The organism is Nonomuraea sp. NPDC001636 (assembly GCF_040298265.1).
GTDB lineage: Bacteria > Actinomycetota > Actinomycetes > Streptosporangiales > Streptosporangiaceae > Nonomuraea.
This window is the reverse complement of record NZ_JBEOZT010000001.1, coordinates 191,977-204,753: the sequence shown is the minus strand read 5'-3', so window position 1 is coordinate 204,753 and position 12,777 is coordinate 191,977. Positions and strand designations below refer to the sequence as shown.

9 protein-coding genes are annotated in these 12,777 nt (G+C 73.9%); 2 read left to right on the top strand and 7 right to left on the bottom strand.

Annotated features, from left to right (window positions below):
- Positions 1-255: 255 nt before the first annotated feature.
- A complete protein-coding gene (locus ABT158_RS00895) occupies positions 256-2,994 on the bottom strand; it encodes a helix-turn-helix transcriptional regulator (RefSeq protein WP_352349481.1) in 2,739 nt (912 codons plus the stop codon).
- Positions 2,995-3,096: 102 nt separating this feature from the next.
- On the opposite strand from ABT158_RS00895, the gene ABT158_RS00890 reads away from it, so the two are divergent.
- Both ABT158_RS00890 and ABT158_RS00885 read left to right on the top strand, forming a co-directional pair.
- A complete protein-coding gene (locus ABT158_RS00890) occupies positions 3,097-3,711 on the top strand; it encodes a LysE family translocator (RefSeq protein ID WP_352349479.1) in 615 nt (204 codons plus the stop codon).
- Between the two features lie 3 nt (positions 3,712-3,714).
- Positions 3,715-4,254, top strand: a complete 540-nt coding sequence (locus tag ABT158_RS00885) for a TetR/AcrR family transcriptional regulator (protein WP_352349477.1) — start codon at positions 3,715-3,717, stop codon at positions 4,252-4,254.
- Positions 4,255-4,284: 30 nt separating this feature from the next.
- Here the strand turns inward: ABT158_RS00885 and ABT158_RS00880 are convergent, their stop codons facing one another.
- Genes ABT158_RS00880 through ABT158_RS00855 form a run of 6 tightly spaced genes read right to left on the bottom strand, consistent with a single transcriptional unit; the run spans position 4,285 to position 12,772 of the window.
- Positions 4,285-5,481 carry a hypothetical protein gene (locus tag ABT158_RS00880; protein WP_352349475.1) on the bottom strand — a complete coding sequence of 399 codons (1,197 nt, stop codon included), beginning with the start codon at positions 5,479-5,481 and terminating at the stop codon, positions 4,285-4,287.
- 9 nt (positions 5,482-5,490) lie between these two features.
- Positions 5,491-5,871 (bottom strand): RidA family protein, encoded by a 381-nt coding sequence (locus ABT158_RS00875; protein ID WP_352349473.1) that lies wholly within the window; start codon positions 5,869-5,871, stop codon positions 5,491-5,493.
- Positions 5,872-5,880: 9 nt separating this feature from the next.
- Positions 5,881-6,957: an alanine racemase gene (locus ABT158_RS00870; RefSeq protein WP_352349471.1), complete on the bottom strand. Its 1,077-nt coding sequence runs from the start codon at positions 6,955-6,957 to the stop codon at positions 5,881-5,883.
- 42 nt (positions 6,958-6,999) lie between these two features.
- A complete protein-coding gene (locus ABT158_RS00865) occupies positions 7,000-8,529 on the bottom strand; it encodes an N-acyl-D-amino-acid deacylase family protein (protein ID WP_352349469.1) in 1,530 nt (509 codons plus the stop codon).
- Positions 8,530-8,537: 8 nt separating this feature from the next.
- Positions 8,538-12,092: a DUF4153 domain-containing protein gene (locus ABT158_RS00860; RefSeq protein WP_352349467.1), complete on the bottom strand. Its 3,555-nt coding sequence runs from the start codon at positions 12,090-12,092 to the stop codon at positions 8,538-8,540.
- Entirely contained in the window at positions 12,089-12,772 is a 684-nt protein-coding gene (locus ABT158_RS00855) for a response regulator transcription factor (protein WP_387668586.1), read from the bottom strand. Before ABT158_RS00855 ends, ABT158_RS00860 begins: the two co-directional genes overlap by 4 nt.
- Positions 12,773-12,777: the final 5 nt, after the last annotated feature.

The window sequence follows — 12,777 nt, the reverse complement described above, 5'->3', positions numbered from 1 at the left end:
GACTGCTCCTTTTCGAGGCAGGACGGGTCGGCGCATCGGGCCGACCTGTCACGACAGGACGGGTCGACGCGAGCCGGCCGGGCCCGCCATCGCTCTCCGGTGAGAGGTCCCGATCTCGGACGCTACGAGGCGAACCGCAAACCTCGTCCCAAATGGCCGCCCGTGGCGTCCCAGATGTACGGACTCACCCCTGCCTGTCCGCCCTCGGCCGCTCCGGCAGCGCAGGCGAGGAGGCCCGGCAGCCGGAGCAGGCGATCACAGGAGGTCCTGCGCGCGGGCCGCGGCGGCCGCCTGGGTACGGGTGGAGACCTCCAGCTTGGCCAGGATGTTGGAGACGTGCACGCTCACCGTCTTCTGCGCGATGAACAGCCGCCCGGCGATCTCCTTGTTGGTCAGCCCCTCGGCGACCAGCCGCAACACCTCGACCTCGCGCGCGGTGAGCCCACCCTCGGCCTGCCCGCCGCCGAACCTGGCCCGCCTGCCGAACTCCAGCAGCGCGGCCTCCAGCGGCGCGGCCCGCAGCCGGCCGGCCGCCTCCTTGGCGAGGGACCACTCCTGCTGCGCCGCCTCCCGCTCACCGGCCGCGAGCAGCGCCTCGGCCAGCCGCCAGCGCGCCCTGGCCACCTCGTAGACGAAGCCGAAGTCGAACGCCGCGACCACCCCGCGCCACAACTCGACGTCGAGCCGCCCGTGGAGGCGGTGCCAGTCGGCCTCCACCCGCAGCGCCCACGCCTGCCCCTCGGGACCGAGGTGACCGCCGTCGCCGGTCGGCCCGCTCGTCGCGGCGAACCGGGCGCGGACCAGCAGGTCGTCGGCCCCCTCTGTGGTGCCCAGCTCGGCCATCGCCCACAGGCTGACGGCGGCCAGCCGCAACGTGCCCGACTCGCCCTCGTCGAGGGTGGCCATGGCCGCGTGGGCGTGGTCGAGCGCGGCGGCCGGGTCGCCGTTCCACAGGGCGTGCTCGGCGGCCATGCCGCGCGACATGTACGTCGCCAGCGGGTCGTGCCAGAACGGGCGCAGCCACCCCAGCCGCGCCTCGACCGCGGGCAACCCCCGCCCCACCTCGATGAACAGGGCGAAGGACGACAGGATGGCCTCCGACAACGTGCCCACCCGCGCGCCGAACCCGGCGGCCACCGCCTCCGCGGCGTCCCACTCGCCCGCGACGTAGTGGATGAGCAGGCGCAGGAAGCGCAGGTCGGTGCCGTAGGTGCTCCAGTTGAGGCCGGTGTGGACGGCCAGCTTGATGCCGTCGTCGGCGACCTCGGCGGCCTGGGCCAGCAGGCCCTGCTCGTAGTGGATGCGGGCGTGGTGGAAGCGGGCCCGCAGGTCCATCGCCAGGTCGCCGGTCTCCCGGGCGGAGGCGCTCTCGACCAGCGAATGGGCGCGGGCGACGTCGCCCCGCTGCTCGACGTAGCTGGCCAGCGTGAGCAGCGCGCCCACCTCGGCGTCGACGGCGCCGCAGGCGCGGGCCGTCTCCAGGGCGCGCGTGGTCAGCGGCTCGACCTCGTGGTGGCGCGGCGTCCACAGCAGCGTGCGGGCCTGCGTGGCGAGGGCACGGGCCAGGCTCGGCTCGTCTTCGGCGCTCTCGACCGCGCGCTCGGCCGCCGCGATCGCGCCGGGCGGGTCGTTGGTCTCGTAGAGGTAGTACGCCAGCCGCTCCTCGACCTCGGAGGTGGAGGGCAGCGCGCGCAGCCGGTGGACCGCCCGGTGGTTGTCGCCGCTGTCGGCCGCCGCGACGGCGCTGCGGAAGGCCAGCGCGACCCGGCTCTCTCCGGCCAGCCCGGCGGCGCCCTCGACGCGGTCCCACAGGCCGAGCGCCTGGTCGTAGTGGTTGTGGGCCTCGGCGGGCGCGCCCAGTCGTTCGGCCTCGCGGCCCGCCTGCGCCGAGGCGGCGAGCGCCCCGGCCAGGTCGTGGCTGGCGAGGTGGTGGTGGGCCAGCTCGGCGGGCGAGGTGAGCAGCCGGGCGAAGTCGGCATGGAGCCGCGTGCGCTCGCCGGGCAGCAGGTCGGTGTAGACGGCCTCCTGCAGCAGGGCGTGGCGGAAGGCGTAGCCGTGGCCGTGCACCTTGAGCAGGCCGCGCGAGACGATCTCCCTGACCGCCTCCTCGAACTCGGCCAGCGGCAGCCCCGCCACCTCGCGCAGCAGGTCGTCCTCCACCCGGCGGCCGGCCACCGCGGCGGCGCGCAGCACCCGCTGCCCGGCCTCGGACAGCACCTCGACCCGCGACAGCAGCAGGCTGGCCAGCCCGTCGGGCAGGCTGTCGCCCTCGGACATGGCCGCGAACAGCTCTTCGGCGTAGAACGGGTTGCCCTCGGCGCGCGAGACGATGAGCCCGAGCTCCTGCGCGTCCACCTGCCCCAGGGTGGTGACATAGTCCGACATTTCGCCGGATTCCAGCGGGCCGAGCTCCACGTTCGTCACCGACGGCAGCCGCTTCAGCTCGGCCAGCACCGCGCGCAGCGGATGGCGGCGGTGGAGGTCGTCGGTGCGGTAGGTGCCGGCCACGCAGACGCGCTCGCTCTGGAGCATGCGGCTGAGGAAGACCAGCAGGTCGCGGGTGGAGCGGTCGGCCCAGTGAAGGTCTTCGATCACGAACAGCACCGGCTGGACGTCGGCCAGCAGCCCGAGCAGCGACCCGAACAGCCGCTGCTGGGTGAGCCCGGCCGACGGCGCCCCGCTCTCCCGGCCCGGCAGGAGCTGGCCCAGCATGGGATGGGCGGCGACGGCCTCGCGCACGCCGGGCTCGGCCCCGCGCAGCGCGTCGGCCAGCGGCAGGTAGGGCAGCGCGTCGCCCAGCTCGGCGCACTGGCCGACCATGACGTGGAAGCCGCGCTCGCGCGCCTCGGCGACCAGCTCACCGGCCAGGCGGGTCTTGCCGATCCCCGCGTCGCCGCCGACGAGCGCGACCCCGGCCGTGCCGCCGGCCGCGGACTCCAGCACACGCACGAGCCTGGACAGCTCGGCCGAGCGCCCGACGAGAAGACCGTTCACGCCAGCAAGTGTGCCACGCGCCTGTGACATTCCATTGGTCCGCCCGGCCGCCCCGGAATTGGCCCTCATCGTCGAACCGGACCCGCTCTACGCTGCTCTTTCGTGATCTCCTTGACGACATTCGTGCTCTTCGCGACGGCCTCGCTCACCCTGGTGCTCGTCCCCGGCCCCAACCACCTCTACATCACCGCCAGGGGCCTGGCCCAGGGCAGGGCCGCCGGGCTGGCCAGCGCGCTCGGCGTGGAGACCGGGACGCTGGTGCACATCGCCGCCGCCGCGGCCGGGCTCTCGTACGTGATCTCGCGGTCGGCGACGCTGTTCGCGGTCGTCAAGTGGGCCGGCGTGGCCTACCTCGTCTACCTCGGCGTGCGCGCCTTCACCGCCAAGGACGCGCAGGCCGGGACGCCGCCCGTGCAGCCGCTGGCCAAGGTGTTCCTCGAAGGGGTGCTGGTCAACGTGCTCAACCCCAAGGTGGCGCTGTTCTTCGTGGCCTTCCTCCCGCACTTCGTGGACCCCGACGCCGGCTCGCCGGCGCTGCAGATCGTCGTGTTCGGCCTGACGCTGCTGCTCCTGGGGCTCGTCTCCGACGTCGTGTACGCCCTCACCGCCGGCACCCTCGGCACCCGCCTGACCAGGGGCGCCAAGGCGCTGCGGTACGTCAGCGGCGTCGTCTACCTGGGGCTCGGCGTGGCCATGGCGTTCGCCGGGAGAAAATGACCTATGGCGCCGAGGAAGCAGCAGGAGATCTTCGACGCGACCCTGTGGATGGTCGCGGAGAAGGGCTACGACGGGCTCACCGTCGAGGGGGTCGCCGAGCGCTCGGGGGTCAACAAGACGACCATCTACCGGTGGTGGCCGTCCAAGGCGGCGCTGCTGGGAGCCGCGCTGGTCGAGTCCGACGTGCTGGCGATCGAGCCGCCGGACACCGGGTCGTTCCGCGGTGACCTGGTGGCGCTGGTCGAGCAGGTCGGGCGGCTGCTCACCGAGCCGCCCGGCAGCGACATCGCGGTCGCGGCGCTGGCCGCCGCCGTGCGCCATCCCGAGCTCGACGTCCGCCGGTTCTTCGCCGACCGGTTCGCGCGGGAACGCGTGGTGTTCGAGCGGGCGGTGCGGCGGGGCGAGCTGAGCGCGTCGGCCGACCCGTTGCTGATCATGGATCTGCTGGCCGGGGCTGTGTGGATGCGCACGGTCTTCCGCGGCCTGCCGCTGCCCGGCGGCTTCGCCGAGCAGGCCGTCTCGGCCCTGCTCGACGCCTTCTGAGCGGCTGCGCGTGATCGGGGGCCTGGGAGGTCAGCCCGCGGCGGCGAGGGCGGCCGGGATGCGGTCGAGCACCGGCTGCGGCACCAGACCGTAGGCGTAGAAGTCGACCGCCAGCGCGCCCGCCGCCTTCGCGCCCCTGGCCTTGGCCACCAGGCGGTCGGTCGAGTCGCTGTCGGGGTAGCCGGGCCGCAGCACCGCCCGCACCTCGCGGTCCTTGCCCACCGACCGCAGGTACGCGCCCACGTCGTCGGCCACCCGCGCCGCGTCCCGCGCGTACGCCAGCACGCCGAAGGCGGGCACCAGGTCGCCCAGCGCCACCAGGTCCACGCCGAGCTGCCAGGCGTCGTGGGCGGCCAGGCCCGGCGTCGGCAGGCCGTCCCGATAGCCCTTCACCGCCCCTGTCGAGTCGATGAAGACCAGCTTGGAGCCCTCTTCCGCGACCGCCGACGACACCTCGGAGACCAGCGTGGTGACGGTCTCCGAGCGCGCCCGCGCGTACGCCACCACCTCGGGCCCGGCGTAGGCGGTGAGCGCCGCCCTGGTCACCTCGCCCTGCGCGGCCGGGTCGCCGTCGAAGACGCCGCCCACGATCCGCGCGCACTCCTCGCGCGCCACCTCGGCGTTCACGCCCAGGTCGGTGGCCCGGCGCATGCAGTAGTCGCAGAAGCAGAGCCCGAACAGGAACGTGTCCATGGGGCCGAGCTGCACGAAGGAGCGCTGCGGCTCGACCGGCGTGAAGTGCAGCGCCTCGGCGACCACGCTCTCGACGCCCAGCCGGGCCACCGCCCTGGCCAGCGCGACGGAGTATGCGCGCACGTCGGGATGGGCCGGGCACAGGTCGACGAGCGAGCCGCGGTCGCCGAAGCAGTCGCGCACGGTCACGTCGGGGTGCTCGTTGCCGAGCGTGGCGTTGCGCAGGAAGACCGTCCAGCCGTGGAGCTTCAGGCCGCGCCCGGCGCACGCCTCGCGCAGCCCGTCGAGGGCGTGGACGTGGCCGGGCACGGGGGCGAGCCGGAGCCCGTCGAACAGCTCGGCCGGCGGGGTGAAGTGGGCGCCGTCGTGCCTGACGGTCAGCCGGGACAGTCCGTGCGGGGTGACGTCGCGCGCGGCGTGGTGGACGGCTCCGACCGTGACCCCGCCCACGCCGTACGCGCTGATCCTGTCGAGCACCCGCTCGACGCCCTCACCGTGCAGGTCCTCGGCGAAGACGTATACCGAACTGTCCACGTGCCGACCTTACGCGCTCTTGTGCGCGACGAAGTCGATCTCCACCAGGATGTTCATGAGCTGCGAGCCCACCGTCGTCCGCACCGGGTACGGCTGGGTGAAATAGGACTTGTACACCTCGTTGTACGCGGCGAAGTCCTCCTTCACGTTCTGGAGGTGGACCGTCGACTTGACGACGTCGTCGAAGCCGAGGCCGTGGGCGGCGAGGATGGCCCCGAGGTTCTTCATGACCTGGTGGGTCTGGGCGGCCACGTCGTCGCCGACGATCTCGCCGGTGTGCGGGTCGAGCGGGCCCATGCCGGAGGTGAAGACGAAGTCGCCCACCACGAGCCCCTGGGAGTACGCCCCGACCGGCGCGGCGCCCTCGGTGGTCTTGAGCTCTTTCTTCACGGAATCTCCCTAGAAATCGGTGTGGATCGTGCCGACGACACGGTAGTCCCGGTCCACCAACGGCAGCACGCGCCACTTGTCGAACGCGGTGCACGGATGTGAGATCCCGAAGGCCAGCAGGTCGCCCGGCTTGAGCCCGTCGGCCCGGACGACGGTGTGCTGGTCCTGCATCTTCGTGATCGTGACGCCGCTGCGGCGCGGCACCGGCAGGCCCTCGTCGTAGGGCGCGTCGCGCTTGCCCATGCCCACGATCGCGAGGCCCGGCTCGGGCGTGGACAACACGTGCGCCCACACCTCAAGGGCCGGCCGCAGCTCGCCCTCCATCCGGTTGAACGGCGTGCGCTCCCGGTAGTAGCCGTCGTCGTGGGTGACGTACGCGCCGCTGCGCAGCAGGATCCTGGCGTGCGTGGTGACCAGCTCGCGCCCGATCACGTCGAACCACTGGCTGCCGCCGATCGTCAGGATCGGGTTGCGCACGCGGACGTGCTCGACGGCCTCCTGCAGCCCGCCCAGGTACCGCCGCACCTCGTCGGCGCTCTTCAGCGCCCCTTCGTACCCGGCGACGCCGGCCAGCTCGACGCCGGGCGTCTCCTGCGCGTACGCGGCCACCTTCAGCAGCTCGTCGAGGGTGCGGCAGCCGGCTCGTCCGCCTTCGTGCCCGAGCTCCACCAGCACCCGGAACGGCCGGGTCGAGGCGTGCCGGGCGAGGATGTCCACCCCGGCCTCGGAGTCGACGAAGCTGAGGAACTCGAAGGCGGGGTCGCGGTCGAGCTCTCCGGCGGCCCAGGTCAGCCCGGCGGTGTCGACGACCTGGTTGGCCACCATGAGCCGGTCGCCGCCGTAGCCGCGGGCGATCCTGGCCTGCCGGGTCGTGGCGACCGTCAGCCCCCAGGCGCCCGCTTCGAGCTGCATCGCGGAGATCTCTGGCGACATGTGCGTCTTGACGTGCGGAGCCAGCTCCATGCCGTGGTCGCGGGCGAAGGCCGCCATCGTGGCCACGTTGTGCTCCAGCGCGTCGCGGTGCACGATCATCAGCGGAAAGCCGAGCTCGCCGTCGAGGACGGACTGCCCAAGGATCACCTGCACGACACCCCCTTTTATCCGCGTCTGACCTTATCCCAGGCGGGATCAGCGTGATCGAAGCGCCCGTCCGGGATTGGCCCCGGTCAGCTCGCCGCCGGTCAGCACCCGTACGCCGGAGACGAGCACGTCGTCCACGCCGTGCGCGGGGGTGCGCGGATCGGCGTACGTCGACCGGTCCGACACCGTGAGCGGGTCGAACACCACCAGGTCGGCGACGTGTCCGGGGCGTACCAGCCCGCGCCGGTCGAGGCCGAACCGCCGGGCCGGGTGGGAGGCCAGGTGCACGACCGCCTGCTCCCACGTCCAGTCGCCCAGCTCGCGGACGTGCCGGCCGAGGAACCTGGCGAAGGCCCCGAACCCGCGCGGATGCGGATGACCGCCCACGTAGATGCCGTCGGAGCCGCCGGTGTGGGAAGGATGGCGCAGGATCCGGCGTACGGACTCCTCACCCGCCGGGCCCTCGTCGGGACGCGCGGAGACGCACCCGGCCTCCAGCCGCGTCGCCACCAGCAGGTGGCGGCAGAACGCGGCGGGCGTCATGCCGGCCCGCTCCGCGGCGTCCGGCAGGGCGAGCCCTTCGGCCCATTCCAGGCCGGGCGCGTGGGAGACGGTCAGCCGGGGGTAGACCTCGCCGAGCCCCGCCCACCAGTCGTCCAGCTCGGGCGAGGCGATCATCTCCAGCGCCGCGCCGGTGTCGGCGCCCGGCACGGACGGCGGCAGCACCACCATGGCCAGGATCGTGCTGCCGCGCAGGTAGGGATAGGTGTCGAAGGTGAGGTCGACGCCGGCGTCGTGGGCTTTGCCGACCAGCGGCAGCAGCACGTCGGCCGGCCCGTGCAGGTGGGAGACGTGCACGGCCGCGCCAGAACGCCCGGCGATGTCCACGACCTCCGCCATGCCGACCCCGGCGTTCGCGCCGTAGGCCCGCATGTGGGTGACGTACGGCAGGCCGCCGAGCGGCGCGCACAGGGCGGCCAGCTCCGCGGCGTCGGCGTAGCGGCCCGGCAGGTACTCCAGCCCGCTGGACAGCCCGACCGCGCCCTCGGACAGCCCGCGCTCGACCCGCTCGACCATCGCGGCCAGCTCCGCCCGCGAGGCCGGCTCCGGCGAGGGCCCGAGGACGTCGTAGCGGATCGTGCCGTGCGGCAGCAGGTAGGCCGTGTTCAGCGCCACCGCGCGGTCGTAGCCGTCGAGCAGCTCGGCCACGCTCAGCGGGCCCTCGTGCAGGACGCCGTTGACGGCGGCGAAGTAGCGGGAGGCGTAGGCGACGGTCTCCGCCGACCCCGGCGCGAAGGACAGACCATCCTGTCCCAGGACGAACGTGGTCACCCCCTGCCGCAACGCTGCGAGCTGCACGGCCGGGTCGAACACGGCGGCGTCGCCGTGCGCGTGGCAGTCGACGAAGCCCGGCGCGACGAACCGGCCGGTCGCGTCGATCACCGTCCCGGCCTGCGCGCCGCCCAGCCTGCCGACCGCCGCGACCTCGTCGCCCGCGATGCCCACATCCGCCCGGTACGGCGGCGCGCCCGTGCCGTCGAGCACCCGGCCGCCGCTGATGACTACGTCGAACCTCACACCAAGATTCAATCAGAGCCGCGCGAGGACGCCGATGGGCACGTGGTCGAGCGGACGACGGGCCGCTCGGCCAGCAGGTTCCTGGCCCGCGCGCGGTCCAGGTTCCAGCCGTTCCACGGGTCGGGGCGGTCGAGCCCGTTGGCGCGGACCACGTCGGCCAGCACGCAACTGCGCTGCGGCTCGGGCAGCCGGTCGAGCGCGGGCACGGCCTCCGCGCCGAGGTCGCCCAGGTAGTCGGAGTCCATGTTGGTCACGCCGCGCACCTCGACCTGGGTCTGCGCGACCTGCAGATCGGGGTTCACCATCGCGAACGCCCCCAGGCCGAGCCCGGTGACCAGGACGATCGTGCGCGGCAGCCAGCCGGAGCCGCGGCCCGCCAGGCGTACCGCCCCGGCCAGCAGCACCAGCGCGAACAGCGCGCCCAGCCACCACACCGTCGCCTGCACCGAGATCCGCAGCCGGGACAGGCCGTAGGCGTCGGTGTAGAGGCTCATCCGGTGCAGGGCCGAGGCCAGCACCACCAGGGTCAGCCCGCACAGCACGCCGAGCATGACGGCCAGCAGCCAGCGCTCCCCGCGCTCGGTCCGCAGCAGCCCCCCGGCCACCGCGACGATGCCCAGCACGAACACGCTGACCACCACGAGCTGGAAGAACCCCTGCCTGGCGTACTCGGCGTAGGTCAGGCCCGCCGTCCGCAGCACCCAGCCGTCGCCGCCGAACAGCACCCTGATCTGGACCGCCACGAACGCCGTGAACAGCAGGTTCACCGCGACCAGCGGAACCAGCCACACGCTCCTGCTCACGCCGAACTTGTGCTCAGGACCGACCGGGTCGATCACCGGCCGCAGCGCGACCAGCACCGTGGCGGCCAGCAGCACCGCGACGAACCCGAAGACGAAGATCCGCGAAGGCGCCGAGTCGGCCCAGGCCGGGGTGCTGGTCAGGCGCTCGACGTACGAGGCGAACACCGCGTCGGCCGAGGCGAACAGCAGCCCGAACACCAGCACCAGCACGACCGTGATGCCGAGCCCCGCGAGCACCGGCAGGATCCGCCGCCTGGCGGTCAGCTTCCGCAACGGCCCGGCGAGGAACCACGGCACCGGGCCGAGCGCGAGCACCACGGACATGCCGCCCCTGATCACGCCCAGCCAGCCCGCCCCCGCCCCGGACACCGCCAGCGCGCCCAGCCCGGCCCCCGCCATGAGCAGGATCGCGACCAGCCAGTCCGCGTCGCGCACGGCCGTCATGGAGATCAGCCAGTACGCCGTCAGCCCGAACGCCAGCGTCCAGGGGGTCATCCTGCGCAGCACGGCCGGCAGCGCCGCCGCGCCGAGCACCATGGCGACGAGCACGATCCCCAGCCCGACCTGCGCGTCGGGCAGCGCCACGGCGGCGAACACACCCGCGCCCGCGGCGGCCGGCAGCAGCCAGCGCGGCGCGGCGGGCAGCTCGGGCCTGGGAAAGAGCGGCGGCGGCACGTACACCTGCCCACCCCCGCCCCCTGCCCGACTCGCCCCCTGTTGCGCGACGCCCTGTTGCGCAACGCCCTGTTGCGCGGCGCCCTGATAGGCGGCAGCCTGCGTGGTGGTCTGGTAGGCGGCACCTTGCGTGGCGGTCTGGTAGGCGGCCTGGTAGGCCGCCGTTCTGCGCGCTGAGCCCGCGCCCAGCGCCATGCCGAGCGCGCCGCCCAGGGCGGTCACCATGACGAGGGTGACGAGCGCGAGGCCGTCGCCGACGGTCATCGAGACCAGCACGGCCGCGAACAGACCGCCCAGGAACCCGACGATCACCCCGAGGACCCCGCCACCGACCATCCTGGCCAGCCCCCCGCTTCCTACCGCCACCGGAGCCGCCCCCACCGCCCCGAGCTGCCCCGGACCATCTGCCCCATACGCCCCAGACCACGCCGATACGCCGCCCCCTGCGGTGGCACCGGCCCCCACGGGCACGCCGACCCCTGTGGTGGCGCTGGCCGCTGTGGAAGCCCCAGACCCTCCGAGGGCGCCGGGCCCTGCGGGTACGCCGCCCCCTCTGGGGGTGCCGGACGCCGCGAGCGGGCCGGGGTCCGTCGTTGCAGGGGCGGGCGGCGGCGTGTCCTCCGCCGTGGTCGGCCGGGCCGTCGTTCCCGAGGCCGCCGCGCCCTCCCTCGCCGCCGCGCCCTCCCCGGTCGCCGCGCCCTCCCCCGCTGTCGCGCCCTCCTCCGCCGTCGCGCCCTGACCGGCCATCGCTACCGGAGCCGCCGTCGCGCCTTGAGCCGCCATCGCGTCCTGGCCCGCCGTGATGCCCTGACCCACCGTCGTTCCCGCACCGGCCAGGACGCCCTGACCCGCCGTCGTCCCGGGGCCCGCCGTGACGCCGTGCCCCACCGTCAGGTCCGGAACCGCCGTCATGCCCTGGTTCGCCGTCGGGCCCTGGGGCGCCGGGGTGCCGGGAGGCGGGGTGGTGGACTGGGGCGCCGGGGTCGGGGCGGCGTGGCTGCCGGGGGTGTGGGGGGCGTCGGCCAAGGGGAGTGGGTCTCTCAGGGGGTCGTCGTGGACCCGGTTTGCCCCCGTGTCGAACGGTGTGTCGGTCATCGTCGTCCTTCCTGGTAGATCGACGACCATGCGGCACCCCGCGCAGTCGTCGATGCGGATCGACCCCCCGTGCAGCTCCACGACCTCCTTGACGATCGCCAGCCCCAGCCCCGCGCCCCCGGAGTCGGCCGCGCGCCCCGCGTCCAGCCGGGAGAACCGTTCGAACACCCGCCCCCGGGCCGCCGCCGGGATGCCCGGCCCCTGGTCGGCCACCACCAGCCGAGCCCCGTCCCGTTCCGCGCCGCACGCGACCGTCACCACGCCGCCGGGAGGGCTGTGCCGTACGGCGTTGTCCAGCAGGTTGGCCAGCACCTGCGCCAGCAGGTCGGGATCGGCCCGCACCCCCAGCCCGGCGGGCGCCGACGCCTCGATCGTGACGTCCTCACGGGCCATCGACGCCTCCCGCACGGCCTGCTCGACCAGCGGCGCCAGCGCGACGGCCTCGGGCTCGATCAGCCGGACGCCGGAGTCGAGCCTGGACAGGTCGAGGAGCTGGGCGACCAGGCGGCCGAGCCGTTCGGTCTGGGCGAGCGCGGTCCTCATGGTGACCGGGTCGGGCGCGGAGACGCCGTCCACGACGTTCTCCAGCACCGCGCGCAGGCCGGTGATGGGGGTGCGCAGCTCGTGGCTGACGTTCGCGACGAGCTCGCGCCGCTGCCGGTCCACCTCGCCGAGGTCGGCGGCCATCGCGTTGAACGCCCTGGCCAGCTCGCCCACCTCGTCCCGCGAGGTGGCGCTGACCCGCAGGCCGTAGCTGCCCTTGGCGATCGTCTGGGCGGCCCTGGCCATCTGGCGCAGCGGCTTGGTCATGCCCATGGCCAGCACCTGAACCATGATCAGAGCGAGGATGACCGCGACCACGATCCGGACGTCCCGGGTGAACCCGGCGTTCAGCCCGACCTCGTTCACCACGAACGCGGTGCCCACCGCCAGCACGATGACGATGCCGAGCTTGACCTTGATGCGGCCGAGGAAGTCGAGCGGCCTCATTGCCGGACCAGGGCGTAGCCCACGCCGTGGACGGTGCGCACCACGTCGGAGCCGAGCTTGCGGCGCAGCGCGCGAACGTGGCTGTCCACGGTCCTGGTCGCGGCGGCCTCGGAGAAGCCCCACACGTCCGACAGCAGCCGGTCGCGCTCGAACACCTGCCCGGGCCGCTCGGCCAGCCGCCGCAGCAGGTCGAACTCGGTCCTGGTGAGCTGGGCCTCGATCCCGCCCACGAACACCCGGCGCGCGGCCGTGTCGATCTCCACCTCGCCCACCCTGATCACCGTGTCCTCGACGGCGAGCTGGGCGGCCCGCTCGACCCGGCGCAGCAGCGCGTGGATCCTGGCCACCAGCTCGCGCATGCTGAACGGCTTGGCCAGGTAGTCGTCGGCCCCCACCCCCAGCCCGACCAGCACGTCGGTCTCCTCGCCGAGCGCGGTCAGCATGAGGACGGGCACCGGGCGCGCCGCCTGCATCCTGCGGCACACCTCCAGCCCGTCCAGACCGGGCAACAGCCGGTCGAGGATCACCAGGTCGGGCTCCGCCTTCCCGTACTGGACGAGGGCGTCCTGCCCGTCGCCCGCCACCCGGACGTCGAAGCCCTCGGCGGCCAGCCTGTTCCGGACGGCCAGGGCGATCGTCACATCGTCCTCGACCACGAGGACGCGCCGCTGCTCTGCCACGTACG

What these genes read in the sequence shown, in the direction of transcription:
- ABT158_RS00885 (WP_352349477.1), top strand. Translation starts at nt 3,715, where the DNA reads ATGGCGCCGAGGAAGCAGCAGGAGATCTTCGACGCGACCCTGTGGATG.
- ABT158_RS00860 (WP_352349467.1), bottom strand. Translation starts at nt 12,092, where the DNA reads ATGAGGCCGCTCGACTTCCTCGGCCGCATCAAGGTCAAGCTCGGCATC.